Source organism: Vibrio sp. SCSIO 43136 (genome assembly GCF_023716565.1).
Lineage (GTDB): Bacteria > Pseudomonadota > Gammaproteobacteria > Enterobacterales > Vibrionaceae > Vibrio.
Window position 1 is genome coordinate 1,602,741 of the sequence record NZ_CP071848.1, and the last position, 25,000, is coordinate 1,627,740.

The window sequence follows — 25,000 nt, forward strand, 5'->3', positions numbered from 1 at the left end:
CCGCTCATATTGCGGGGTTTAAATGTTTCATTGAGAAGCTAGAGCATGTTGCCCTAGAGTGTTTTGCCCTAAGACCAGTTTATCTCATTCTCTTCATTGAAGTCTTCGGTATAACGACATGTCGGCGCACGGCTGCAAGTAAAGTAACGTCTGCCTTTGTATTCGCCTTGAGTAGCAAATCTTAGCACCATAGGGCTGCCACACTCTTTACAAAACCGAACTTCAGGTTCGATATTGAGCTCAGGTATGTACTCTGCAAGCACTCGACGCAATCTAGCCACTTGGTAGCTGTACTTGGCATTAGCTCCAACCAAAGGGATACCTGAGGTTTTACATACATGCATGATCAGTTTTTCACGGTCTGCCTTGGTCTTATCCAATGGCGCTCCATTATCAAACTCAATGATGCAAAGCACATCTAAAGTTCCCGGGCGCACGATGACAAAGTCCAAATGCTTGCGAGCAATCTTATTAAATGCCGCTACCCATTTCTTTTTATCTTTAGACGGTGGAGGGGTGATCACATCGGCCATATGCATTTTTGGAAACACTAAAGCTTTGTTATCGAGAGCGGAAATCAACGCATTGTAAAATGCACTCTCCTGTTGGGTCATGAGATGGTCAACTTTCTTGTAGCGATAGGTGACTGGTTCATAGCGCTTAGAAAAGTAACGCATATAAATGACGAAGACGGTAACCAACACCACCAAAAGGATGATAACACTTTGCATAAACTTAAAAACCTCGACCAGCAGAGCCGATAAATAGAGTAACAACTGATTGAATTATAGCGATATAGCTACCAGTCACCACTATTAAAATTCAGTTTTACCAACCCACACCCCACCATCCTCTGAGAGATAAATCACAAAAATGTAGTATCTGTGCGTAAGTTTTTTCTTGCTCTCTCGGTCTACTGGTTCATTCTTGACGGTAAAACGCATAAAATTCTATGGCTTAGTGAAACATACAGGCTAAAAGGGACGAGCATTAGCTAAGCAACAGCATGCTTAATGTCACCGAATCTTATCAAGTTATTCAACAACCTACTTAAAACCGACTAGGCTTTTAAAAGTAGTAAACGTCAGATACTTGGATTACATAATTAACGGAATAGATTATGAAAAAACTGCTTTTGGCTCTTGGGTTGATCATGAGTACATCTTCACTTCATGCTCAACAGACTGAATGGGAAACCACTGTCAACCAAGCAAAAGGTCAAACTGTCTACTTTCACGCTTGGGGTGGTAGCCAAGAAATTAACCGATACATTCAATGGGCAGGTGACGAGCTTCGCTCTCGTTACGGCGTCACTCTTCGTCATGTCAAGGTTACCGACATTGCTGAAACCACAGCAAGACTGATCGCAGAAAAAGCGGTTGGCAATGATGACGGCGGCAGCGTCGATATGGTGTGGATCAACGGCGAAAACTTCAAATCGATGAAGGACAATGAGTTATTGTACGGACCGTTTGTCGAAGGATTACCGAGCTGGAAATATGTCGATAAGAGCATGCCAATTGATGTCGACTTTTCTGAACCAACCGATGGCCTAGAAGCACCTTGGGGTGTTGGGCAATTGGTGTTTGTTCATGACAGCGAGAAGCTTAACAACCCGCCGACCTCTTTTCAGCAGTTACTCAGCTACGCAAAAGCATTCCCGAATCGCATAAGCTACCCTCGCCCACCTGAGTTTCATGGCACCAGCTTCCTTAAGTCTTTGTTAATTGAACTGACCAACAACGACGCATCACTGCAAAAGCCAGTCGATGACGCATCTTTCGACATCATTACTCAACCTCTATGGGCATACCTAGATGAGTTTCACGCATCGGCGTGGCGTGGAGGCAAGCAATTCCCAACAGGTTCTGCTGAAATGGTGCAACTGCTAGATGATGGACAGATCGACTTGAGCATCAGCTTTAATCCCAACTCGGTATTCTCAGCACAAGCAAACGGCACTCTGGCGCCAACAACCAAAGCCTATGCAATGGATCAAGGTGCGCTGTCAAATATCCATTTCTTAGCCATTCCTTGGAATGCCAATGCTAAACAAGGGGCTAAAGTGGTTATCAACTTCTTACTAAGCCCAGAAGCACAGTCTCGTAAGGGCGATTTGAAAGTATGGGGTGACCCTTCTGTTTTGAGTAGCGAATACTTAACAGGTAGTGCTAAGAATACTCAGCAATTCAAGTCCGTTTCTGAGCCTCACCCAAGCTGGCAAACTGCGCTAGAGAAAGAGTGGCTGAAGCGTTACGGTAACGGCTAACCCTTATGATGAGATTGTTGTACCTATTGGTAATCTCTATTTGCTTTTTGCCAACATTGCCTGGCATCGTTGGTGTTGCATTATCTGCGATGAGTTATGTTCCCGCCATAGGTTTGCGGGAACTTTCTCTGCAGGGTTTTATCGATTTACACGCATGGAGTAGTGTTTACCACTCCATGGCGCTCACCTTCTTTTCTGCTATTACGAGCACTTATTTGGCGTGTTTGGCAAGTTTCGTTATTTTGAAAACTTGTTGGAATACTCGCTGGTGGCATAAAGTCGAGCTGACGCTTTCTCCTTTATTGGCAATGCCACATGTGGCCTTTGCCATTGGTTTTGCGTTTCTTTTCGCACCCACAGGACTTGGTGCACGGCTATTTGACGCCGTAGGTTTATTAAATCAAGATCAAAGCCAGCTTCCACTTCTGGTCAAAGATCCCAAAGCGCTCGGATTAATTTTTGCCCTCACTCTTAAAGAGATCCCTTTTCTTCTATTAATGAGCATACCGGTGCTTCAACAGCTACGGGTAGCACAAATAGAAAAAGTCAGCGCCTCTATGGGTTATAGCCGCACCCAGACTTGGTGGAAGTGTATTCTTCCTTTATGGATCAGAAAAATCCGCTTTCCACTGTTCGCAGTGATTGCATATGCCGTCTCTGTTGTGGATATGGCGATCGTGCTAGGGCCAACTAACCCACCGACGTTTGCGGTTTTAGTGTGGCAATGGTTTAACGAACCTGATTTAACTCTATTCCCTCGTGCGTCTGCTGGGGCAGTGGTATTGTTTGCTATCGCTACCAGCTTAATTGCATTGGTGATCCTTAACGAGATGCTGATTTGTAAAGGGTTAAAACGTTATCAATACTCTGGTCGCAGTGGAGTTGCGCTTAATGGCAAACCCCTATTTTGGTTAATGGTAACTACGAGCGCTCTGATTGTGCCTGTCACCGTCTTGTGGAGTTTTTCTTTAAGATGGCGTTTTCCAGATATATTCCCATCTTCACTTACCACTCGCTTTTGGGAAATTGAGTGGTCGAGCGTTTCAAGTACCATCCACACCAGTTTTGTGCTGGCGACGGTAACAGCAACGATCACCTTACTTCTGGCAGTCATTGCTCAAGAAATCAAAATTAAACGCTCAGCGGCTTTCCCCAATTACATGATTGCGATTTCTATGCTAGTACCGCAACTATCGATCCTATTTGGTATCCAAACCTTAACTTTGTATGTCAGCCACATGAGCTTCGGTTTGTGGGTAACTTGGGCACACGTCTTTTTTGCGTTTCCTTATGTTTACTTGGCGCTTGATGGTCCGTGGCGAAGCTTTGATCCCAATTACACCAAAATTGCACTTAGCTTAGGGAAAAGCCCAATGCACGCTTGGCTAAAAATTAAAATGCCAATGTTATTGCCCGCCCTACTGTTTGGGTGGGCGATAGGTGCGAGTGTAAGCCTTGCTCAATACCTACCAACACTGATGCTAGGGGCCGGAAGGATCACCACATTGACAACTGAAGCTGTCGCTATATCGAGTGGCTCAGACCGCCGTGTCACGGCAATTTATGCGCTTTGGCAAGCGCTGTTACCGTTACTATTTTTCTCTTTTGCAATACTGGCGAGTAAATTGCCAAAAAAGTTTTATCGCAACACTACCAAACGGACTTTGATTAATGAGCCTGTCGCTTAATAACGTAACTATAAAAAAGCACCCTGACATTACCCTGTTCGACACCCTCAATGTCGAGGTTAAAAAAGGAACCATATTGACATTGATGGGGCCAAGTGGTTGTGGAAAATCAACATTGCTCGATGCGATTGCCGGCCATCTAGATGACCCATTTACGATGCAAGGCACCATATCGCTCGACGGTATTCGAATTGACCAGATAGCTCCACATCAGCGCCAAGTTGGAATATTGTTTCAAGACGACCTGTTATTTCCACACTTGAACGTCTGGCAAAATCTCGCTTATGCACTTCCTAACCAGGTCAAAGGAGCGGCTCGTGAGCAAGAGGCAAAACAAGCTCTTAAGGCAATATCTTTATCAAATCTCGCAGAGTCCTATCCAGATGAAATTTCTGGCGGCCAAAGGGCTAGGATTAGCTTAACCAGAATGTTGCTTGCCAAACCCAAACTGGCATTACTCGACGAACCCTTCAGCAAACTCGATAAAAACTTGCGAAGTCAATTTCGATTATGGGTCGAGAAGCAGTTACAGGAGGCAAATATACCAGCATTATTGGTCACTCACGATCATGATGATATCGCTGATCCTAACCTTGTTCTTGAATGGCCGTGGAGTTAGATAAATGTTAGACAGATACGCCATTAAAATCATTAAGTCACCGCTTAACTTGGCGGCGGCCCAGTTAGATAGATATTCAATTACAGCCAATCAAGTCACTGTGTTTGGTTTTATTATTGGCTGCTTTACGCTCCCAGCATTGGTTTGGCAAAACTACGACCTTGCGCTGATTTGTATCTTGCTCAATCGAATATGTGATGGGATCGATGGGGCGTTGGCAAGGCGTCAAGGAATAACGGACGCTGGCGGATTCCTTGATATCAGCTTAGATTTTCTCTTCTACTCTCTAGTTCCGTTCGGATTTATTTTGGCGGATCCTCAAAGCAATGCTATCGCAGGGGCATTTTTGATATTTTCATTTGTAGGTACTGGCACCAGTTTCTTGGCATTTGCAGTACTGGCAAGTAAACGAGGCATTGAAAACCCTGTGTATCACCATAAGTCACTCTACTATATGAGTGGGCTCACCGAGGGTACGGAAACCATCGCCTGCTTTATTCTAGTCTGTCTATTCCCATTCAGCTTCAATGAGATTGCATGGGTGTTCGGCGCATTATGCTGGTTTACGACCTTTACCCGAATATACTCTGGATTCAATACCCTAGATGTAAAAAATAGAGCTTGATACAAAAGTAACCTAACGCATAGCACTTCCCTAGCCGCCATACCTGTTATCTGGTATTGTTCGAAATACTACAACATAAGAATAACAAGCAATAAATTGTTTATATACAAGCAATTAATGGCAATCGTTTGCAGTATAAACTTCGCTATGCAACTTGAATGGAATTTAGGTTATTTATGAATCATTTTTCGGCATTTGAGCTCATTCAATGTCCAATCTGGATATATGATTTCGAAAGAAAGTCGATTATTTGGGCAAACAGTGCCTCTTTAGAGTTTTGGGAAGAAGATAAACTAAGTAACCTTATCAATCGCAATATCAAGTCAACCATGTCTCTCGCCGTAGAGGCAACCTTAAGTCAGTATCGTGAGTTGGTAGAGCAAGGAGAATCGATCCGAACTTGGTGGACCTTCAACCCCAACTGCATCAGTAAACGAGGCTTATGCCAGTTCTCAGGTATTGAGCTAGAAGACGGCAGAACTGGTATGTTGGTACACGTCCTTTCTGAAGAAGAAAGCTTATTGCATGATATTGATTTTTCGATGGGAGGAAATTTATCTCTTCTGTTTGATAAGCACGGAAAGCTGGTGAGCTATAGCAAAGCATTTGATCTCATGTTTGGTAGCAGCAACCTAGATTTGGGCGATCTGATTAACGACTCTAAGTTCGCTCATCGGTTTCTCGTAACAGCGCAGGCTGACGGAGAACTGAACCAAGAGATAGATACCGTCATCAATGGCAAAAAGCACTACTTTGAGGTCAACGCTAATTGGCTTGACGAGCGCAAACAGCTATTGCTCAAGCTCACCGATATTACCCGTTGTAAACAACAACTCTTCGATGCGAAGTTCAATGCTAGCCACGACTACCTGACTGGCCTGCTCAACCGACGCGGTATGATCGAACAGTTAAGCGAACTGGTCGCGGATAACAAAGAATTTCATCTCGTCTTTCTTGATCTCGATGAGTTTAAGTCCGTCAATGATACCTATGGGCACATTGCGGGTGATCAGTTGCTTCATCTCGTCGCAGAAAGGCTTACTTCCCACTTTGGCATGCATGCGCAAATTGCCCGTTTTGGTGGTGATGAATTTGTACTTGCTGCAAATGTAGAAGGTTACCCTACCGTTGAGCCACTGCTCCAACAAATCGTTGCAACCATCAGTCAGGAGTACTTGCTCAATGACATCGGCGAACTGTCACTCAGTTGCAGTATTGGAGCCTGCTGTTTTCCACTTCATGGCACTGACATCGAATCCTTGATCAAGCAATCAAGCATCGCTATGCACCATGCCAAACATCAGGGTCGTAATCGATATCAACTCTACTGTGATGAACTTACCAACGGCATGCACCGTAAAGCGCGTATTAAGCACAGAATGTCAAAGGCCCTTGAAGCACAAGAGTTCGAGTTACACTATCAACCTATTTGGGACTCTGCCTCGAACAAACTGTATGGCGCCGAAGCTCTATTACGTTGGAACGATTCTGAACTCGGTTTTATTGGCCCTGACGAGTTTATTCCGATTGCAGAAGAGACGGGCAAGATCGTTGAATTAGGTGCCTGGGTACTGGAAAAAGCCATTGCTCAGCAAGCCAAGTGGCTTTCTCAAAACAATCAGCCATTTGTTGTCAGTGTCAATGTGTCACAAATTCAACTTAATAGTAGCTTTAGTAATTTAGTTGCTGAGTTGCTTTGCAAATACCAGCTCCCAGCTCAATCACTCGCAATAGAACTTACAGAATCTTGCATGATGCAGCGCTTTTCAGATGTTCAGCATTACCTCAATGATATTGTAGAGTTAGGCGTACACCTCTATCTCGATGACTTTGGGACAGGTTATTCTTCCCTATCGGTACTGCAAGATCTTCCACTTAGCAAAGTGAAATTAGATAAAAGCTTTATCGAAAGCTACCACCAACATAGTCACACCATCGTGCAAGCGACGTTATCTATGTGTCATTCACTGAATGTTGAGGTTATCGCAGAAGGGGTGGAAACAGATGAGCAAAAAACGAACTTATGTCGTTGTGGATATCGCTATCTTCAGGGGTATCTGTTTAGCAAGCCGCTAAAAGTAGAAGATTTCGAACAGAAGTATTTTAAGTTTGTTGTGGAAGCTTAGCCACAGGGGGACGCCTTATCTCTAAGGCTACCCCTATGAAAGATCTATTACAAAACTACAAAAGTACCGACGATAGCTGCAATTGAGAATAGACATGTACGGCTAATCAAGCCAAAGTTCGATGGTTGAATCATTTCGTTTTGCTGCATAAGCACACTCCTCAGTGAATAATAGAAAGCAACTTTTGTTTCAGTTACATTACAAATATATGAAACAATATACGAATTGGGAAGCACAAAAAGATGAACCTTTTATTACAGTTATGTATTTAGTCTGATTTACTGCTGTAAACAGCCATTAACTCACCTCAAACACTTGAAAATTAAAGATTTTTTCTTAAGCTTTTCGATAATTTAACACCACCGTTGAACCAAGCGGTGAGTTCGGTAAAATCAAACCATGATGTATCTCCCTTAACCTACCAAGGATTGGAAGGCGTCTAAGCCCTAAAAGCCCTTAAGGTTTTAATGGGTGAATTCTCGCAATATTATTATTTTTTGGCGTTTCAATAGTTTTTCTCGCCAAGTCGTTTAAGAAGTAAGTAAGATGAAAAAAGTAATCAGTGAACTACACGACGCTACGCTAAGTAAGCTTAAGCAAGAGATTGAAAAACAGAACCTTTCAGTAGAGCTCACCATCGTTACTGTAGGTGATGACCCAGCAAGCCAAGTTTATGTTAGAAACAAAATTCGACTGTTTGAACAACTAGAACTTCCTTGCCATCATCTCGTTCTACCAGAAGTTGGCACAACTCAAAATGACCTCGATGGAATTGCAGCTAAGGCAGACCACCCTATTCTGTTCCAATTGCCTTTACCTAATGGCCTTATCGCCCCCGATCTTCCAGCCTCTGTTGACGTCGATGGATTCGGTTCTGAAGCGCTAGGAAAGCTAGTGCTTGGTGAAGCACCGGTACTACCATGCACCGTGCAAGCAGCCATTGATATCATCGAAAACCACCTAGATGATGACCAAGGATTTGCTGGCCTAAATGTTGCAGTCATTGGCCGAAGCAACATCGTAGGCAAGCCACTGGTGATTGAGCTAATCAACCGCCAAAGTACAGTGACCAGCTTTAACAGCCGTTCGAAAACTGATAATACTGATTGGTCCGAGTTTGACGTTGTCGTCGTTGCAACAGGCCATCATGGCACGCTCGACAACAGTCAGTTCCGTAAAGGCCAACTCATTGTCGATGTGGGTATCAACCGAATCGATGGCAAACTCGTCGGTGATATAAAACACCTAGAGGATGTAAACACAGAAGCTAGCATCACGCCTGTGCCAGGTGGTGTTGGTCGCTTAACTTGTCTTCACGTATTGGGTAATGCGGTTAAGCTCAACGCTTACAATCAAAGCAAATAATGCCATACCCGTTTGCTACGACACGAAAAAGCCGCTCTTGTTAAGGAGCGGCTTTTTAAATGTTCATCAACAGTCACTCATGGTGACAGTGGGTTAAAACTCTTTAGGAGCAAAACCTGTCATTGCGTCTAGACGAAGCTCTTTACCAATTTTAGTCATTGGGTGAACCACCACTAGACCACGTACTGATTTTTTAAGTTTACCTAGGTCAGCTTGCTCAGCCTTGGTCAACTCACGAGAGAAAGGCATATCAAGCAGCATTTTGCGCTCTTTATTGAGATCGTAGCTTTGCTTGTGGTTTAGTTGGTTACGCTTCTTCTCTAGCTTATCAATTTCGTCCGAAAACTTAGAGATCATCTCATGATCGCCACGGCTTTTTGCTGCATTCAGCTTGTGATTACACTTATCCAAACGGTTATTTAGTTTTTGAAGTTCTTGTTTCGTGCTCATGGCGCTCGCCTTTGGATGATAAAATTGGGCGTGGAGTGTAACACAGCTTATGCTTTGACTTCCAATCGCTTAGCCACCTGAACTAGTTACTCATTTCTTTGTAGGTTAGATACAGTCGCGCATCAAGTTCTAACTGATGATAATCAGGTTCCATGTGGCAACATAGCTGATAGAACGCCTTATTGTGCTCCTTTTCTTTCAAATGAGCCAATTCATGAACGACCAACATCCGCAATAGAGGTTCTGGTGCATCTTTAAACAGACTCGCAATTCGGATTTCATTTTTTGATTTGATCTTACTGCCATGCACACGAGAAACATAACTGTGCAGGCCAAGGGCATTGTTAACCATATGAATTTTTTTATCGTAAACCACTTTACTTAGTGGAGCAGACTTTTTCATGTACTGGTTTTTCAATGCCTGAGTGTACTCAAAAAGCGCTTTGTCAGAGGTTATGTTGTGATTGGTTGGATAACGTTGGCTAACCCAGGCAGCAAGTTTGCCTTGGTCAATAAGGTGCTTGATCTGGTTTAAGATACTGTCTGGGTAACCTTGAACGTATTTCAGTGGATTATTCATTTAACTACATGGAGTTTTGCTAGTTTCCGGCTTAGTCGACTTTCGCACTGGACGATATGAACTTGGGTAGATTCATCACTCAAACGAGGATGGAGCCGGTAGCTATCGGGTAAAACAATAGGCTCGATTTTATCAGGTTCTACAGGAGTGAGTGTGTTTTTTCGAGGAGTATGTTGGCGCTTCTGCGCATACAGCATCGTCAAGGCAGTCAATGCCAAAGTGGTAAGTATGATCCATTCCATGGGGTATTCTCTTTATCGCTTGTCCTCCCATGATTCTAAGCAGGTTTAAATATCAAACACTACCTTTTTATCGCCATAACGTTAGCTGTATCGATTACTTATCCGAAGTTTTCTGCTCACTTTGGCTATGTACCAATTTAAGCTGTGTAGGTTTAGTCTTCGGCTCAGATAAATTGAGGTTACGAGCGGTATTGCCCTGCGTAGCAACAAGTCTTAGTTTGGGTTTGTTAACAGGTTTCTTTTGTTCTGAGTTATCTCGAGCGAGATACAGCGCTGACGATGCACCTTTTCCCTCTTTACTGCCAGCTTTATATTGACGAGCCACAAGCAATACAATGACCACGGTCAACACTCCATAAAACACTAACTCCATAATCACACTCCCTGCTATACCCCTAATTAAATAGTAGGCAATAAAATTAGGTTCGCTAACCCAAAGCTGGTCTGAGGTGATTGTAAAGAACAAAACAAAAGCGACCATCAAATGTCAACTCGAATAAAGTCGATAAAAATTGATCAAAAAAATCTAATGTGCAAAAGTCAATTGATGCAATTTTACCGCTTTACTCGTAAACACTCAATGAAACATAAGGATATGAAAAATAAAGTTTAATTTAAGAATACAGCATAAAGTATGGTGAAATATTTTTTGTAAAATTTACACTGTAAAATTTCTTTTGTGAAGTTTTGGTGAAAACTTGGTTAATCTAAAACTGAACCAAGCGAAAAGGTCAAAACAAACCTAGGTTCGACTAAGTTAACCATGACGAGGACACTACTATGGCAATGTCAACAGCAGAAAATAATCAGAACTTACAAAATGATTCAATGTTTGAAAACAAGGCTGTTGCAGGTGAGGTCGCAGCGACTAACACCCAAACTAGCCAACAACGTGCGAAAGAGATTTTGGATACTGCTTTCCCTCTTGAAGGTGGCTCGCACCAAGATGTTACCAACTACATGGTTTACTACTGCAACCTAGTGGCCTGTTTCAAGGATGGCACACTGACCGGCCTCAAAAACCCTAAGCAGTTTGTCGCCTTAGCCGGGCATAAACAAGAACCAGAGTCAGTTCTTCTGAAAGATGAGCATGGCTGCCACTTGGAAATCATGTTGGGTCAACGCCAAGGTAGAACAACACTTGCGAGAATTAGTGATATCCAGTTGGAGTCTAAAACTACACTTTGCGATAAAACCCAAACGAGCCACCGCTACTGGATAAGCCTAATGGAAACTGGGGCAAAAGGTGACCCAATCGCACACAGCGTAGACAAAGAATTTACAGGAAAAAGCGGCGACGATTACTCTCTAAATCGTTACTGCTAAATGGATTGCGTGGCGTGAGTATGAAGCTATTTGGCGATCTCTTCATACAAAGCGCCACGCAAACTATTAAAAGGTAGTTCTAACCTAATTATCAACGATCTTTATTTTGCTCTTCAATCAAAGCTTTCAGCTCTGCAATATCACCTTTCAATGATGTCACTTCTTTGCGTAAGTTAGCGATAATGTGCTTTCCTTGATCATCTGATTCATCTTCGACAAACCATGAAGCCACAAAACTGGTGAAAGTACCAAACAGCCCTACCCCAGATGTCATTAAGACGACTGCAACCATTCTGCCTTCGGCAGTCACCGGATAAAAATCACCATAACCAACGGTTGTGATGGTAACAAACGCCCACCAAAAAGCATCTTCAGCGTTATGGATGTTGGAATCTGTTATGCCGCCCTCGAGAAGCAAAATAGCGATGGCTCCGCAGGTTAACATCATGATTGAAACGAATACCACAAAAGAAAAAGAGCTTTTGACCTTGTTCTTCATATATACCGTCGCAACCCGTCGCATCGATCGAATGACGCGGAAGAGACGGATAACACGCACAAAGCGACCAAGCTGAGGGTAAACGCCAATCGGTATTGAGGAAAGCAGATCAATCCAACCCCAAGTTCGGAAATATTTCCAGCGATCTGGCGCTAACTTAAGCTGAACCAAGAAGTCGATAAAGAAAAAGAAGCAGATAAAGCCATCAGACCACAATAAAATCTGTGCGACGTCATCAGGCAAAGGTAGGGTCAATTGTGACACCGTCGATATCAACACAAATATCGATAGAAAAAGGATAAAGAGTTGGAATGGCCCAACATGCTCTTCGGATTGCTTGATCACTAGATAAACCTCTATTGTGCTTTGCATTGATCTTACAAGCGATAAAAGACAAGTCAAATCACTGACTTATATTCGCTGAGGAACAGAGTGCAGTAAAACCTTAATTTGATATACATCACAACTCTGATATCATACATAGGTTTTATGTAAAACCACGGCAATAAGGACAGCCCAGTGATGAACTCTTTAGCTAGCAGTCTATGCAAATATATCATTGCTGCTCTGCTTTGCTTTCCAATTAGTACCTTTGCTCTAGAAAATGGCGGCCAAACTTTTACCATTGCTGTTATATCAAACAAAGCTAAGAAACGAATTGGCGAGTTTATGCCACTGTCATCCTATCTAAGTGAAAAATCCCAAGCGCTTGGATTTACCAACGCAAATGTAGTAGTAACTGAAGACATCAGTCAAATCGCTGATCTTGTAAATGCTGGCAAGGTTCATTTGATTGCAGCAACACCCTATAGCGGGTTGCTTTTAGAACACCGCCATATCGCAACACCAACCGCTAAGTATGACAAAAATAGCCTGGCCAGTTATCACTCGGTATTCTTTTGCAAACAAAGAGCTCCAATTCATCAACTCTCTGATTTGAAGGGCAAAACACTGCTATTTGAGCGTCGATTATCCACCAGCGCGTATTTTCAACCTATGCTAGAACTGATTAGACATGGCATCCCTGTCGAATATCTCAGTGATATTCATCAAGGCCCAAAACCGGATACGGTCGGGTATCGATTCATCCAAGATGAACTCGCAATGACCAACGAAATCAACATGTCTTTATGGGTTGACAGCGGCATCGTCGATGCTGCGGCATTTAGCAATGAGAACTGGCTAAGTGATCGAGAAATGCCAAACAATATGCGCAAACAAATGAAGATTTTCCACCGCTCGTTCGACCTTCCTCGAGCACTACTGCTCGCGCCTAATAGTAATACCAAAGCGCTTAATTCATCGATTCACAAAGCATTTGACACCTTAAAACACGAACCAAATGGGCGTGAGATCCTTAACTCTTTACAAAATAGTCAGTACATAAAACCACTTTCGCCCAAAGATCGAGAACAACTCGACGTAGTGCGACGACATTTACCAACACTTCTAAAGCTCAATCAATAAAATGTTACCTAAACTCGACTTACAAACTCGGTTTATCATCGCCACGATTGCCGTGGTCACTTTTACATCGGTGTTTCAGTTCTTTCTGCAACAACGTATGTACCATGACACCACTCAAACCGCAGCGGCTAAAATACAGCGCCACACAGAAGAAAGTCTGTTTCATCAGATGGAGCTGCGGGGAACAACACTTGCCAAAGTGCTCGCTGATAACCTATTTGACCCTCTATACCAGCATAACTTGGATGAGGTATCTCGCCTTATCCAGCCTGCCTTATCTCTGAAAGAAATTACGACCATCGTAGTGATTGATAAAACTGGTAAGGTGTACCACGACGGCTCTGATGATCTCGCAAGTTTTGGCACTCTACTTAAAAACACCCTCGCCCGTCGAACCATGATCGACGATCAGTCTGAGTACATGGCACGCACTCAATCGGCACTTGAGTTGGGGTTTCCAGTGATAGAGTCTGGAGTGTTAGTCGGGGGTGTTTACCTTGAAATCTGCTTAACCGGTGTACTTGAAGACCTCCAAGATGGCGACCAACTGCTCGATCAGTTTGCCAACATCCGGGACGATGACTTCCAGCTCAATTATCTACTCGTTACCTGCCTTTGCTTTCTTTTTAGCGTCATGGCAGCTTCTTTGGTTGGCATGTCTTTATCTCGGCCACTTAAAGAGGTCATTCGACATATTACGCTTGTGGATGAAGGTAACCTAACCAAACTAAACAAACACCTAAATCGTGAAGACGAAATTGGCGATCTGGTTCAGGCCTTCAATCAAATGGGTAAGAAGGTTAACCGCCGTGCCGAACGCATTCACTTCATGGCATTTCATGACACCCTAACCGGACTGCCGAATCGAGCACTTTTTGTCGGCCACATTGATAATGTTTTAAAAGCCGAAAACTATGATGACCTGTATGTCGCATTCATCGATTTGGATGGATTCAAACAGGTCAATGACACCTATGGTCACGCAGCAGGTGATGCTCTTCTCATTGAGGTGACCAAACGAGTGCGACAAGCAATGAGCGAGCTTAACATTTTGCTCAATGGCGATCACTACAACATGTTTTGCCGAGTGGGTGGTGATGAATTCCTGCTCTTCTTGCCTTATTCAAACACGTTGCAAATCAAACAAGTAGCTAACGCTATTCTGACCAGCCTATCACAACCATTTGTGATCAATAATGAACAAGTTAATATCAGCAGCAGTATCGGTCTGACTTCAAAAGCAAGTTCCAATTCCGTTGATGCTGAGCAGCTAATCAAGTCTGCCGATATTGCGATGTATCAAGCTAAAGACCATGGCAAAAATACTTATGAGTTTTTCTCCCATCAAATGAACCGTAAGTTTGAGGAGCGCCGATATATAGAGTCGTCTTTACGCAAATCGTTAAACGATCTATCGCAGTTTCATCTTCACTTTCAGCCGATGGTAGATGTTAGTGAGAAAACCTTGTGCGGTGCTGAAGCACTGCTCCGCTGGTACCACCCGGAGAAAGGGTTAATCACACCTGATAAGTTCATTGAGATCGCAGAGAGTAGCAGCCTTATTCTTGATATTGGCCAGCACGTTATTGAGTCAACTTGCAGACAGCTTTCTCATTGGCAACACAAGCTGTCGCCCGATTTTTACATCGCCATTAACTTATCGGCGCTACAGCTATGTCGACAAGACCTGATCCGTTTGTTGAGTGAGCAACTTGAGAAGTATCAGCTGTCTCCAAGTCGTATTCATTTAGAAATCACTGAACACCAATTGATGTTAGATGAAACAAAGGCCAGACGGATCCTAAAACAGTTGCGAGAGATGGGTTTCAAAATATGGTTGGATGATTTTGGTACGGGCTACTCCTCCCTTAATTATTTAAGAAAGTTTCAATTTGACGGCATTAAAATTGATCGTTCTTTTTTAAGCCAAAGTAAGAGCTGTGAATTTGATCGCCAGTTAGTGGCATCTGTGGTTGAGATGGCAAATCAGCTGGGTATCCATACCGTCGCCGAAGGGGTTGAAATTCAAGAACATTTGGATTTTGTTCAATCGATCGGTTGTAACACCGCCCAAGGGTATCTATTTGGCCGACCAGCCAGCGCAGATAGTTTTGATGAGACTTGGCTGTGTTGCTCTTCCTGTCAAACGAGCCAAGTAGTGATAGAAAACGGAAGTGGTCAACTTAAGTGCGGTGATTCAATTGGATGTGTAGTTTAGTGTTTCTTACCCATTGAACCACGACGAGAATTCGAGCGACGATCAATTCGTCGCTTTTCTTTTATAACCAGAATCACCATTGCAACAATCACGATGCCAAACAGGGTAAGAAAAAAATAGATCAGCCCGTCACAAATCCAATCAGGACTGCAGGGTAAATAGATGTTGATGCCATTAACTTGATTGTTGCCCATGCCACCTCCAAATCTATTACTCTGCTTGGAGTGTGCTACCCGTCCGAAGACAACACGCTCTAGTAACTAGACCCGAGTTAGCGCCATTTCGTTTCAGCCCATAGCTTTTGCTCTTTCGGCTCAAGAAAGGTCCAAGCGACAAAGCGAGTGATTTTCTGGCCATGCTTCATCTCGACAACTTTCACTTGTTTGGCGCTCACTTTATCCAAAGCTCGAGTCAACTGTCGGACATTTTCCTTTTTAGACAACAAGGTCGTAAACCACAAACACTGTTTGGAATACTTCTGACTTTCAAAGGCCATGTTTCTAACAAAACGTTCTTCTCCACCTTCACACCAAAGCTCTGCTTTTTGCCCACCAAAATTGAGCTGAGACTGATTTTTTTGTGCGGTTTGGCTACCTCGTTTTTCACGATTTTGAGCGAGATTATTGCGCTTGCGTTCACTACCCTTCATCGCCTCTGCAAGAGAACTGTGGAATGGAGGATTACACATGGTGAAATCAACAGACTCGCCAGCCTCTAAAACATTGGCGAACACTTTGTTTGCGTCCCCCTGAAGTACAAGGGTCAGTTTGTTCGCCAAACCTTGGTTAGACGCTAAGATACGTTGACCATTGTTGAGCGAGTCAATATCAATATCGGAGCCTTTCATCTGCCAACCATAAGACTGACAAGCGACAATCGGATAAATCAAATTGGCCCCGGTACCGATATCTAACCCAGATACCTTCACCCCTTTTGGCAGTTTTCCACCATTAGTGAGGGAGAGTAGTTCGGCAATATGGTGCACGTAATCTGCTCGGCCTGGAATGGGTGGGCAAAGAAAGCCCTTGGGTATGTCCCAATCTAAAACCTGATAGTGCTCAATAAGCAATGCTTTATTAAGCAACTTCACCGACTCATCGTTGCCAAAGTTAATAGAGGTATCCCCCGTGGGTGTCTTAACCGTATGGGACGTAAGCTCAGGCAGCGCTTTAATTAATTTACTGAAATCATAACGGCCTGAGTGAGGGTTATTGGGGTGAAGTCCCTTCATCGTCACCGTTTCCACACTTACTTTCGCTGTAGTCACCTTAACAGGCTTTGTTGTTTTTTGAGAGTTAGGCTTTTGGTGTCGATTTCGAGTTGGATTACGAGACATATAAACTCATTTCACTGTGGAGCAATATAGGGGCGGCAATATTACATCAAAACTATCAGCATGTAACTGCCGCATCTCGACCAACAAAGTGCAGGCGATTAGATGTTCCTACTCGCCTGCTCAACTTTTCCCGAGTTGTTCTCCTTGGCAATTTCCGCCAACTTCTGCTCCACCAGCAAAAATGCTTCGATGACCTCAGGATCAAACTGAGAGCCTGCGGATGAAAGAAGAATTTCTACGGCTTTTTCATGAGATAATGGAGGCTCACTCACTTTGTCTGAGGTCAGTGATTCATAAACTTCGGCCACCACCATCAAGCGCGAGTTAAGGGGGATCTCTCCACTGACTACGGATGATAAGTGACTGCTGGTTGAGTAATTTTCTGCCAATAACTTTACGTATTTCTGTGTTCTTACCCGACGTTTTTGCGCACTATTATTGTATTGAGCATCCGCCAGTGACGCCATAGCTACCATGATGGCTCTCTGTAACAGGTGTTGGTCCTTAGTACGCTCACGCACTCTCTGCTCTAACTCGTTGCGTTGGTTTTCCAAATCTTCAACGGCTTGGCGAAACTTTAAATGAGTATTCACACGAGCGAGCAAAATTGGTGGGCTGATAGGTTTTTGAATGTAATCAACAGCACCAACATTGAACCCACGCTGCTCATCTTCAATTTGGTTTTTAGCGGTAAGAAATACGACCGGAATCGATGAAGTGATGGGATTATTTTGCAAGCGGCGACAAACTTCATATCCATCCATCATCGGCATGACAATATCGAGTAGCACCATATCTGGGACAAAGCGTTCACACAGTTCAATCGCTTGTAACCCACTCACCGCTGCAAGCACACGGTATTGATCTTTTAAGATCTGGGTTAACAATGTACGGTTTTCAGCAGTATCATCTACAACCAGAATCGTTTTAGACTTGGCGTTCATTGAATTACCTCTTGGTTTGTTGGTTTGCTGAAGCTAAAGGTGCTTGCTCAGATAATTGCTCCAATATCTCCTGAGCTGCGGCGAAATCACAGGCATGAATCAAGCGGTAACAACGCTGGAAAGGCTCACCACCATAGGCAGCATCAAGTATGGTGTAATGCTGCTCGATGTGATCAATTGCTCTGGTATCGAAGTCTGAAAGGTAGTTAATTAGTCGAAGTAAGTGAGGTTTCGCTTCTTCACTAGGCACTTCACCATCATTGCGAGTCGTGGGCACTGTTTCTGGCACGACAACCAAGGTTTGAAGCTCGGTAAAAAACTGATGAAGAGTGACAATCAAGTTATCTAGCGATCTTTCAATGACTGGTTGCGCAGGGTTCTCCCGCAACATCATTTCAATGGCCTTTGCCTGTTCCGAGATATGCATGGCACCAAGGTTACCGCTGCTGCCTTTTAAAGAGTGAACATAAAGGATCGCATTATCATAATCTTGAGCTTGCATCGCATCTCGCATCCGCTGGCCAAAATCTTCATCTCCTTCCATCCACTGGGAAAGGAGCCGATGGTATATGGAGATGTTGTCACCAACTCTTGCGATAGCATTCACATAGTCTAGCCCTACAACGCTTTCTAAACTATTAGGCTCAGCACTTTGCTGACTTGAATTACTCTGTTCGATAAGCGTCCACCTTATTCGTTAAACACCACCTCTAAATATAATTTTAGTCAAAGAAATCAAGCTTGCACAACCAATTGAATATTCAGTATCAATTGTCAGAATGGCGTTTCAAATAATCAATAAAAGTGCGCTCTGCAATGGATAAATAGCCACCTTTTCGCCATGCTAATGCCAAATTCAAGAACTTAGGCGGCTCGAATGCGACCCCAACAACGTTACTTTCGTGGCTCACGACCAACTCAAGCAATGCAGTGATTGCATATTCTTGTCTGACAATCCTAAGTAAAAGGGGGAGTAAGTTTGTTTCAAACGAAAAACGTGGGACTAATTCCTGTGTTTGACTGATAGTGTCTATAAATTCTCGATGAAAATAGCCAGTTTTGAACATCGCAAGCTCATAAGAGAAGAACTTCTCAAAGGTGACGGATGGCTCTACCGCCAGGGGGTGTTGCGGTGCTACCACTGCCATCATCTGCGAGCGATAGAAGTGCTCGCTTTCAAGTTCGTCAGGGACATTTTCGTCAATGATAACCCCTAGATCGAGTTCTCCTTTGAGTAGCATATTCTTGATAGCCTGCGTACCAGCTTCAACAATGGTCAGGTTTAATTGAGGATAACTGGTTTTAAACCCCATCAAGATTTCTGGGAAGTAATATGTGCCCATCATACCTGGAACTCCGAGCCTCACCTCTCCCTTACGAAGCCCCTTAAGCTCCTCCATCGCCAATTGAGCATCCTCAATTTTCTGTAGTACCGATTTTGCGTAAGGCAGCAACACCTCACCTTCTGGTGTTAATTGCACCTGACGATCTCCGCGACGGAAAAGTGTCACCCCTAGTTCTTGTTCTAGTTTTTTAATCGCAATACTGAGTGCTGGCTGAGCGATACAAACGGCTTTGGCCGCATGGGTGATGTTTTTATGCTCCGCAACCGCTGCGAAGTATCTTAATGAACGACTATCCATATCATTTTGATCTAGTAATTATTAAAAGAATATATTTCAAATATATTAGTACAAGCCGTAATCTGAAAACTAATCCTGCATCGCATTACGAGCTGTCTGAATAATGATCGAACCTAATACGGCGAGCTATCGAAAAACCACCTTAACCTTAGCGTTTGGTTCGTTTCTGATATTTTGTAATCTTTATGTTTTTCAGCCAATTTTACCGATACTCGCACAGAGCTATAATGTATCCGCCCTTCAAGTCAATTGGCTTCAAGCCTCGGGCACTTTTACTCTAGCCTTCTCTTTGGTGCCATGGGCTATCCTCTCGGAGCAAATCGGCAGGCGTGCAGTCATGATGGTCAGTTTGTTCCTGATCCCTATCGTAGGTTTGGCCTTATTGCAGGCTGATTCAATAGTGACATTGTCACTAGTTCGTGGATTGATGGGGATTGCTTTAGGAGGATTTGCTGCGGTTGCCGTCGCTTACATCGCAGAAGAGTATTCCCCGAAAGCCATTGGTTTAGCTGTTGGTGTTTATGTCAGTGCTAACTCTTTAGGAGGTATTGCAGGCCGAGTGTTTGGCGGCGTCATTACCGATTTTTTTAATTGGCAAACAGCAATTACCATTTTAGCAATCGTCAGCTTTATCGGCGCTGTGATCGTACTATTTAACTTGCCTAAGCAAACTAGGTTCCAACCACAAGCCGGTCGTTGGTATTACCACAATCGTAATCTTGTTTCCCTATTTCGCCAGCCAACACTGATGGCAGCGATGTGGATTGGAGGGATCAACTTTGCCTTGTTTGTGAACTTATACAGTGTGTCTGGATTCCGCTTAATCGAAGCTCCGTTTAATTACCCTGTCAGTGTCGCCTCACTGATCTTTCTCTGTTACTTATCCGGGACTTTTACTTCTCGACTGAGCGGTCATTGGACCAACAAACACAGCTATACTTCAGGGCTTATCTTAGGTGGCATCATCAGCTTTTTAGGTTTGCTGATCGGCAGCATCGATTCCATCATTAGTGTCATTGTAAGCTTACTATTGATTAGCGGCGGCGCTTTCTTTGTACACTCCCTCGCTTATGCATGGGTAGGTAAGACCGCACCGCAACACAAAGCGACTGCCACTGCCCTTTACCTGGTGCATTATTATGTCGGCGGAAGTTTAGGTGGATTTTGGCTATTGTACTGCTGGCAACAAGAAGGATGGATTGGAGTTTGCGCAGGTGCTGGTGTGCTATACCTAGCTCTATTCGCCTTGATCTTCAAACTCAAACAACTAACAACCAATACTTTGCAGCAGGCTCATACAAACCCTGATTTAAGATAGATGTACAACCCTGTATACTTCTTCTCAAAATTACACAAACAAGAAGTCAGCCAATGTCACAAGATGTAGAAGCTCAAGTAAAGCACTGGTTAGAAGAAGTGGTGATAGGACTAAATCTATGCCCTTTCGCTGCAAAGCCCAATAGAAATAAACAGATTAAAATTCATGTGTCCGCAGCAACAAACGATACCGAGCTATTAGAAGATATCTTAACTTGCCTGTTAGAGTTAGAGCAGACCTCAGCGCAATCGCTGGAAACAACCTTGGTGGCAACACCCAAAATGCTCGCAGACTTTGATGACTATAACCTGTTTATTGATTGGGTCGAAGCCTTAATCCGACAACAAAACTGGGAAGGTATTTTCCAACTCGCAACGTTTCATCCTGATTACTGCTTCTACGGTACTGACCCAGAAGATGCGGAAAACCTGACCAACCGTTCTCCAGTGCCAGTGTTCCATCTGATCAGAGAAGAAAGCATGGAAAAAGTTTTAAAGCACTACCCAAATCCAGAAGAGATCCCGGATACCAATATTGCTCGGGTTTCCTCTTTAAGTAGTGAAGAACGTAAGAAACTATTCCCGTATCTTTTCTAGGTGATTGCTGTTATCTAGAATATCGATCACTTTATGGGTGGTATAGGTTGCCCTATTCCGCCCATTATCTTTGGATTGGTACAATGCTTTGTCGGCGAGTGAGATAAGCACATCAAATACTTTACTGCCGTTGGTGATCTCTTCTTCATCGACATTAAAGTGGCAAACACCAACTGACACTGTTAACGGCTCACCATCAACTTTTATCTCGCTAACACTGGTCATTACCCGTTCACACAATGCTTTAGTGGTGACTTCATCGGCGTTTGGTAACCAAAGAAGAAACTCTTCGCCTCCAAAGCGAGCTACATAGTCATTTTCTCTTAAAGCGTTGAGCACTTTATCAGCGGTCTGCTTAAGCACCTCATCACCAAACTGGTGACCATAGTCATCATTAACCGCCTTGAAGAAATCAATATCGACCATGGCAACACTGCCCACACCACCTTCATAGGACATGCTTTCTATCGACTTAGGCACGCTATCAAACAGTGCTCGTCGGTTAGGTAACTGAGTCAGTGAGTCATAAAGAGCCAGCACCTCTAACTTTTCGTTAAGCACTTTTAACTGCTCTTCTTGCGCTCTGCGGATCAACTCCACTTCTAACCAAGAAGCCATCAGTTGCAAGACATCCAAATCGATCTGATTGAATCTCCTATGATATGGCTTGGCGCTGGAAAAGTTGAGTGTTCCGTACAACTCTCCCTCACAGTAGATTGGAATGCCCACATAGGACTCTAACTTGAACGCTTCATAGGCTGGATGCCCTTTATATAACTCATTGTGCTTAACGTGTTCGACAGCTAAGGGTTCATTCATATAACAAGTGACGTGGCAGTATGTATGCACAAACTCAAAGCTATCACCCACGGATAAGGCGACACCCGGAGGGGCAACACAGTTTCTCACTGTATAGCGGTCATCAGAGATGCGAGATAAAATCGCAATATCTAGGTTGAATCGTTCAAGCCCCATTTTTAGAAGCTCTGCAATTTGAGCATCGAAACCTTTGTTGTAATTGTTGGTGATCTGGTACAACCGGCGGATAACCTTTTCACTTTCACTGGTCTTTGTCGCTTGCATTTCCGTCCCCGTCATGGATGATCTATCTAGCCTGAGTGACTTTTTCATCACCTAACTCTTAATTAGCTTAGTATGAAATGAAAAAAGTTCCATATTGCTGAGCCAATCAAGCACTGTTTTATTGATAGCTTTATAAGTCTCTTTTAGGCAATAAAACCAACTAAAACCGGAAAAATAGACATGCAACTATCTGCCCTAAATCAAGAAATTTACGATCACCTATACCGTGATATCACAGAGTTCCGTTCAACATTTGATCTTCCAGTCGCTGACAAAGCGAGCCTAGAAGAAAAGGCAGACCAACTTCATACTTCGCTAGCGATTGAAGAGCTAACTGAACTGGCAGAAGCAGACTCAAAAGTTGAACAAGCTGACGCTATCGTTGATTCGGTTTACGTCCTGATGGGTCGTTTGGTTCACCTAGGTGACGCTAAAGTAGAAGATAACCTAGCTATCAGCTACCTAATTGACCTGCTGCTTAACGTTGCGAAAAATCGCAACATTGATTTCCTACCTTGCTGGGACGAAGTGCATTCAAGCAACATGAGCAAAGTATGTCGAAGCGAGCAAGAATTTACCGACACTCAAGAGCACTACGCAAAACAAGATATCGAACTGATGGCCGTCACTAAAGGTGACTACATTATTGCTAAGTGCGCTAAAGACGTAGTGACCGAAGGGAAAACGATCCGACAAGGTAAAGTGCTTAAGTCGGTATACTACCGTCCAGCAGACCTTGCAAAACTGGTATAAACCTCCGCATTTCTAGTTAACAATAAAAAAACCAACCGCATTACACGGTTGGTTTTTTCATACTTCATTGCTCCCTTTACGGTTGGCTCGAGCAACTTAGTGAACGTCCTAGCTTGACGTTGATAAGGCTAAGGGAAAATTGCCTTCTTATGAGAACAGGGGCATTACCTCCCCTGTTCGCATTCTTACTCTCGTAACGGTTACGAGAACTGGTTCATGGTATTCGCAGCACCGCCCGCTTTAAGCGCTTGGTCACCTGAGAAGTACTCTTTGTGGTCATCGCCGATGTTTGAACCAGACATATCTTGGTGTTTAACTGATGCTAGACCCTGACGGATTTCTTGACGCTGAACACCTTTAACGTATGCCAACATACCCTCTTCACCGAAGTAATCTTTCGCTAGGTTGTCCGTTGAAAGCGCCGCAGTGTGGTAAGTAGGTAACGTGATTAGGTGATGGAAGATACCCGCTTCACGTGCTGCATCCGCTTGGAAAGTTTTCACTTTCTGGTCAGCTTCTTGCGCTAGTGCTGAATCATCGTAAGCGCCGCTCATTAGGTCATCACGCTCGTAAGCTGACACGTCTTTACCCGCTTCTTTCCATGCATCAAATACTTGCTGACGGAAGTTTAGCGTCCAGTTGAACGATGGGCTGTTGTTGTAAACCAGCTTCGCATTTGGAATCACTTCACGAATGCGGTTAACCATGCCAGCGATTTGCTGTACGTGTGGTTTTTCCGTTTCAATCCAAAGCAGGTCCGCACCGTTTTGTAGTGAGGTGATACAGTCAAGAACTACGCGATCTTCACCCGTATTTGGCTTAAAGCGAATTAGGCCATTTGGTAAGCGAGTTGGCTTAATTACTTTGTCGCCTTGCTTGATGATCATGTCGCCGCTGCTTAGCTCTTCTAGCGATGTTACTTCTTCACCATCGATGAATGCATTGTATTGCTCAGCTAGGTCTCCAGGGTTTTGAGACACTGGGATTTTCTGAGTCAGACCAGCACCTAGTGAATCTGTACGCGCCACGATAACACCATCTTCTACACCAAGTTCTAGGAATGCGTAACGAACCGCGTTGATTTTTGCTAGGAAATCTTCATGCGGCACAGTAACTTTACCGTCTTGGTGACCACACTGTTTCGCATCTGATACTTGGTTTTCAATCTGAATACAACATGCACCAGCTTCAATCATTTTTTTCGCCAGTAGGTAAGTTGCTTCTTCGTTACCAAAACCTGCATCGATATCTGCAACGATTGGCACTACATGAGTTTCGAAGTTATCAATCTTATCTTGTGTTGCTTCTAGCTTGGCAGTGTCGCCACTTTCACGAGCTGCATCTAGGTCACGGTATAGATGGTTCAATTCGCGTGCATCGGCTTGCTTAAGGAAGGTGTATAGCTCTTCGATAAGACCTGCAACGGTTGTTTTCTCATGCATTGATTGGTCAGGCAGTGGACCAAACTCTGAACGAAGTGCAGCAACCATCCAACCAGATAGGTACAGGTAACGACCACGTGTAGTATCAAAGTGCTTCTTCACAGAAATCATCTTTTGTTGGCCAATAAAACCGTGCCAGCAACCTAGTGATTGAGTGTAGTTTGCGCTGTCTTGGTCGTATGACTCCATGTCTTCACGCATGATTTTCGCTGTAAAACGTGCGATATCAAGACCCGTTCTGAAACGGTTTTGTAAGCGCATACGAGCAACAAACTCTGGATTAATCGCAGACCAAGTTTGACCTTGTTGTTCGATGTACTGCTCTAGGTTGTTAGTTTCCGTTTTGTAGTTTTCCATAATGATATCCTTCACTTGGTTCACGTTATTAGATTGTACTTATTAGGGTTTAGA

Annotated in this window: 24 protein-coding genes; 12 read left to right on the top strand and 12 right to left on the bottom strand. The window is 43.7% G+C overall.

Annotated features, from left to right (window positions below):
• Positions 1-68: 68 nt before the first annotated feature.
• Positions 69-731, bottom strand: coding sequence for a DUF2726 domain-containing protein (locus tag J4N39_RS07360; RefSeq protein WP_252017590.1), 663 nt, complete (start codon positions 729-731; stop codon positions 69-71).
• Positions 732-1,120: 389 nt separating this feature from the next.
• On the opposite strand from J4N39_RS07360, the gene J4N39_RS07365 reads away from it, so the two are divergent.
• The 6 genes from J4N39_RS07365 to J4N39_RS07390 all read left to right on the top strand — a co-directional run bounded on the left by J4N39_RS07365 (position 1,121) and on the right by J4N39_RS07390 (position 8,692).
• Positions 1,121-2,269, top strand: coding sequence for an ABC transporter substrate-binding protein (locus tag J4N39_RS07365; RefSeq protein WP_252017592.1), 1,149 nt, complete (start codon positions 1,121-1,123; stop codon positions 2,267-2,269).
• Positions 2,270-2,274: 5 nt separating this feature from the next.
• Positions 2,275-3,957, top strand: coding sequence for an ABC transporter permease (locus tag J4N39_RS07370; RefSeq protein WP_252017594.1), 1,683 nt, complete (start codon positions 2,275-2,277; stop codon positions 3,955-3,957).
• Complete coding sequence (locus J4N39_RS07375; RefSeq protein WP_252017596.1) at positions 3,941-4,576, top strand: ATP-binding cassette domain-containing protein; 636 nt, start codon at positions 3,941-3,943, stop codon at positions 4,574-4,576. Before J4N39_RS07370 ends, J4N39_RS07375 begins: the two co-directional genes overlap by 17 nt.
• Positions 4,577-4,580: 4 nt before the next feature.
• Positions 4,581-5,201 carry a CDP-alcohol phosphatidyltransferase family protein gene (locus J4N39_RS07380; RefSeq protein WP_252017598.1) on the top strand — a complete coding sequence of 207 codons (621 nt, stop codon included), beginning with the start codon at positions 4,581-4,583 and terminating at the stop codon, positions 5,199-5,201.
• A 176-nt stretch (positions 5,202-5,377) separates the two neighbouring features.
• On the top strand, positions 5,378-7,327 hold the full coding sequence (locus J4N39_RS07385; protein ID WP_252017600.1) for a putative bifunctional diguanylate cyclase/phosphodiesterase: 1,950 nt from the start codon (positions 5,378-5,380) through the stop codon (positions 7,325-7,327).
• Positions 7,328-7,873: 546 nt separating this feature from the next.
• Positions 7,874-8,692: a bifunctional 5,10-methylenetetrahydrofolate dehydrogenase/5,10-methenyltetrahydrofolate cyclohydrolase gene (locus tag J4N39_RS07390; RefSeq protein ID WP_252017602.1), complete on the top strand. Its 819-nt coding sequence runs from the start codon at positions 7,874-7,876 to the stop codon at positions 8,690-8,692.
• Positions 8,693-8,785: 93 nt separating this feature from the next.
• Here J4N39_RS07390 and J4N39_RS07395 read toward each other — a convergent pair whose 3' ends face one another.
• The 3 genes from J4N39_RS07395 to J4N39_RS07405 all read right to left on the bottom strand — a co-directional run bounded on the left by J4N39_RS07395 (position 8,786) and on the right by J4N39_RS07405 (position 10,337).
• Positions 8,786-9,142: a YibL family ribosome-associated protein gene (locus tag J4N39_RS07395; RefSeq protein WP_252017604.1), complete on the bottom strand. Its 357-nt coding sequence runs from the start codon at positions 9,140-9,142 to the stop codon at positions 8,786-8,788.
• A gap of 82 nt (positions 9,143-9,224) precedes the next feature.
• Positions 9,225-9,722, bottom strand: coding sequence for a M48 metallopeptidase family protein (locus J4N39_RS07400; RefSeq protein WP_252017606.1), 498 nt, complete (start codon positions 9,720-9,722; stop codon positions 9,225-9,227).
• Between the two features lie 336 nt (positions 9,723-10,058).
• Positions 10,059-10,337: a hypothetical protein gene (locus J4N39_RS07405; RefSeq protein WP_252017608.1), complete on the bottom strand. Its 279-nt coding sequence runs from the start codon at positions 10,335-10,337 to the stop codon at positions 10,059-10,061.
• 407 nt (positions 10,338-10,744) lie between these two features.
• Between J4N39_RS07405 and J4N39_RS07410 the strand changes: the two genes are divergently transcribed.
• Complete coding sequence (locus tag J4N39_RS07410; RefSeq protein WP_252017610.1) at positions 10,745-11,290, top strand: aldolase/citrate lyase/malate synthase family protein; 546 nt, start codon at positions 10,745-10,747, stop codon at positions 11,288-11,290.
• A gap of 91 nt (positions 11,291-11,381) precedes the next feature.
• Here the strand turns inward: J4N39_RS07410 and J4N39_RS07415 are convergent, their stop codons facing one another.
• Positions 11,382-12,134: a potassium channel family protein gene (locus J4N39_RS07415; RefSeq protein WP_252017612.1), complete on the bottom strand. Its 753-nt coding sequence runs from the start codon at positions 12,132-12,134 to the stop codon at positions 11,382-11,384.
• Positions 12,135-12,311: 177 nt separating this feature from the next.
• Between J4N39_RS07415 and J4N39_RS07420 the strand changes: the two genes are divergently transcribed.
• Both J4N39_RS07420 and J4N39_RS07425 read left to right on the top strand, forming a co-directional pair.
• Positions 12,312-13,256 (top strand): phosphate/phosphite/phosphonate ABC transporter substrate-binding protein, encoded by a 945-nt coding sequence (locus J4N39_RS07420; RefSeq protein ID WP_252017614.1) that lies wholly within the window; start codon positions 12,312-12,314, stop codon positions 13,254-13,256.
• A gap of 1 nt (position 13,257) precedes the next feature.
• The gene (locus J4N39_RS07425) at positions 13,258-15,474 is read left to right on the top strand and encodes a putative bifunctional diguanylate cyclase/phosphodiesterase (RefSeq protein WP_252017616.1); all 2,217 of its coding nucleotides are present in this window, start codon (positions 13,258-13,260) and stop codon (positions 15,472-15,474) included.
• Here J4N39_RS07425 and J4N39_RS07430 read toward each other — a convergent pair.
• From J4N39_RS07430 to J4N39_RS07450, 5 genes are all read right to left on the bottom strand, one after another.
• Positions 15,471-15,668: a hypothetical protein gene (locus J4N39_RS07430; protein ID WP_252017619.1), complete on the bottom strand. Its 198-nt coding sequence runs from the start codon at positions 15,666-15,668 to the stop codon at positions 15,471-15,473. The two genes, J4N39_RS07425 and J4N39_RS07430, sit on opposite strands and share 4 nt — an antisense overlap.
• A 77-nt stretch (positions 15,669-15,745) precedes the next feature.
• Entirely contained in the window at positions 15,746-16,810 is a 1,065-nt protein-coding gene (gene rlmF / locus J4N39_RS07435) for a 23S rRNA (adenine(1618)-N(6))-methyltransferase RlmF (RefSeq protein ID WP_252017621.1), read from the bottom strand.
• Positions 16,811-16,908: 98 nt separating this feature from the next.
• Positions 16,909-17,754 carry a response regulator gene (locus J4N39_RS07440; protein ID WP_252017623.1) on the bottom strand — a complete coding sequence of 282 codons (846 nt, stop codon included), beginning with the start codon at positions 17,752-17,754 and terminating at the stop codon, positions 16,909-16,911.
• Positions 17,755-17,758: 4 nt separating this feature from the next.
• On the bottom strand, positions 17,759-18,361 hold the full coding sequence (locus tag J4N39_RS07445; protein WP_252017625.1) for an Hpt domain-containing protein: 603 nt from the start codon (positions 18,359-18,361) through the stop codon (positions 17,759-17,761).
• 160 nt (positions 18,362-18,521) lie between these two features.
• On the bottom strand, positions 18,522-19,397 hold the full coding sequence (locus tag J4N39_RS07450; protein ID WP_252017628.1) for a LysR family transcriptional regulator: 876 nt from the start codon (positions 19,395-19,397) through the stop codon (positions 18,522-18,524).
• A 103-nt stretch (positions 19,398-19,500) separates the two neighbouring features.
• Here J4N39_RS07450 and J4N39_RS07455 point away from each other — a divergent pair, with 103 nt between their 5' ends.
• The gene (locus J4N39_RS07455) at positions 19,501-20,715 is read left to right on the top strand and encodes an MFS transporter (RefSeq protein WP_252017630.1); all 1,215 of its coding nucleotides are present in this window, start codon (positions 19,501-19,503) and stop codon (positions 20,713-20,715) included.
• Between the two features lie 53 nt (positions 20,716-20,768).
• On the top strand, positions 20,769-21,311 hold the full coding sequence (locus J4N39_RS07460) for a DUF1415 domain-containing protein (protein WP_503061638.1): 543 nt from the start codon (positions 20,769-20,771) through the stop codon (positions 21,309-21,311).
• Here the strand turns inward: J4N39_RS07460 and J4N39_RS07465 are convergent.
• The gene (locus J4N39_RS07465) at positions 21,291-22,442 is read right to left on the bottom strand and encodes a sensor domain-containing diguanylate cyclase (protein ID WP_252017632.1); all 1,152 of its coding nucleotides are present in this window, start codon (positions 22,440-22,442) and stop codon (positions 21,291-21,293) included. The two genes, J4N39_RS07460 and J4N39_RS07465, sit on opposite strands and share 21 nt — an antisense overlap.
• A 132-nt stretch (positions 22,443-22,574) precedes the next feature.
• On the opposite strand from J4N39_RS07465, the gene J4N39_RS07470 reads away from it, so the two are divergent.
• The gene (locus J4N39_RS07470; RefSeq protein WP_252017634.1) at positions 22,575-23,147 is read left to right on the top strand and encodes a nucleoside triphosphate pyrophosphohydrolase family protein; all 573 of its coding nucleotides are present in this window, start codon (positions 22,575-22,577) and stop codon (positions 23,145-23,147) included.
• Between the two features lie 200 nt (positions 23,148-23,347).
• Here the strand turns inward: J4N39_RS07470 and J4N39_RS07475 are convergent, their stop codons facing one another.
• The gene (locus tag J4N39_RS07475; protein ID WP_252017636.1) at positions 23,348-24,946 is read right to left on the bottom strand and encodes an isocitrate lyase; all 1,599 of its coding nucleotides are present in this window, start codon (positions 24,944-24,946) and stop codon (positions 23,348-23,350) included.
• Positions 24,947-25,000 lie beyond the last annotated feature (54 nt).

Bases quoted from the DNA above. Each gene is read 5' to 3' on its own strand.
- J4N39_RS07390 (WP_252017602.1), top strand. From the start codon at position 7,874: ATGAAAAAAGTAATCAGTGAACTACACGACGCTACGCTAAGTAAGCTT.
- J4N39_RS07410 (WP_252017610.1), top strand. From the start codon at position 10,745: ATGGCAATGTCAACAGCAGAAAATAATCAGAACTTACAAAATGATTCA.
- rlmF (WP_252017621.1), bottom strand. From the start codon at position 16,810: ATGTCTCGTAATCCAACTCGAAATCGACACCAAAAGCCTAACTCTCAA.
- J4N39_RS07475 (WP_252017636.1), bottom strand. From the start codon at position 24,946: ATGGAAAACTACAAAACGGAAACTAACAACCTAGAGCAGTACATCGAA.
- J4N39_RS07365 (WP_252017592.1), top strand. From the start codon at position 1,121: ATGAAAAAACTGCTTTTGGCTCTTGGGTTGATCATGAGTACATCTTCA.
- J4N39_RS07425 (WP_252017616.1), top strand. From the start codon at position 13,258: ATGTTACCTAAACTCGACTTACAAACTCGGTTTATCATCGCCACGATT.
- J4N39_RS07360 (WP_252017590.1), bottom strand. From the start codon at position 731: ATGCAAAGTGTTATCATCCTTTTGGTGGTGTTGGTTACCGTCTTCGTC.
- J4N39_RS07440 (WP_252017623.1), bottom strand. From the start codon at position 17,754: ATGAACGCCAAGTCTAAAACGATTCTGGTTGTAGATGATACTGCTGAA.
- J4N39_RS07375 (WP_252017596.1), top strand. From the start codon at position 3,941: ATGAGCCTGTCGCTTAATAACGTAACTATAAAAAAGCACCCTGACATT.
- J4N39_RS07420 (WP_252017614.1), top strand. From the start codon at position 12,312: ATGAACTCTTTAGCTAGCAGTCTATGCAAATATATCATTGCTGCTCTG.
- J4N39_RS07470 (WP_252017634.1), top strand. From the start codon at position 22,575: ATGCAACTATCTGCCCTAAATCAAGAAATTTACGATCACCTATACCGT.
- J4N39_RS07385 (WP_252017600.1), top strand. From the start codon at position 5,378: ATGAATCATTTTTCGGCATTTGAGCTCATTCAATGTCCAATCTGGATA.
- J4N39_RS07460 (WP_503061638.1), top strand. From the start codon at position 20,769: ATGTCACAAGATGTAGAAGCTCAAGTAAAGCACTGGTTAGAAGAAGTG.
- J4N39_RS07455 (WP_252017630.1), top strand. From the start codon at position 19,501: ATGATCGAACCTAATACGGCGAGCTATCGAAAAACCACCTTAACCTTA.
- J4N39_RS07450 (WP_252017628.1), bottom strand. From the start codon at position 19,397: ATGGATAGTCGTTCATTAAGATACTTCGCAGCGGTTGCGGAGCATAAA.
- J4N39_RS07400 (WP_252017606.1), bottom strand. From the start codon at position 9,722: ATGAATAATCCACTGAAATACGTTCAAGGTTACCCAGACAGTATCTTA.
- J4N39_RS07380 (WP_252017598.1), top strand. From the start codon at position 4,581: ATGTTAGACAGATACGCCATTAAAATCATTAAGTCACCGCTTAACTTG.
- J4N39_RS07405 (WP_252017608.1), bottom strand. From the start codon at position 10,337: ATGGAGTTAGTGTTTTATGGAGTGTTGACCGTGGTCATTGTATTGCTT.
- J4N39_RS07370 (WP_252017594.1), top strand. From the start codon at position 2,275: ATGATGAGATTGTTGTACCTATTGGTAATCTCTATTTGCTTTTTGCCA.
- J4N39_RS07430 (WP_252017619.1), bottom strand. From the start codon at position 15,668: ATGGGCAACAATCAAGTTAATGGCATCAACATCTATTTACCCTGCAGT.
- J4N39_RS07395 (WP_252017604.1), bottom strand. From the start codon at position 9,142: ATGAGCACGAAACAAGAACTTCAAAAACTAAATAACCGTTTGGATAAG.
- J4N39_RS07465 (WP_252017632.1), bottom strand. From the start codon at position 22,442: ATGAAAAAGTCACTCAGGCTAGATAGATCATCCATGACGGGGACGGAA.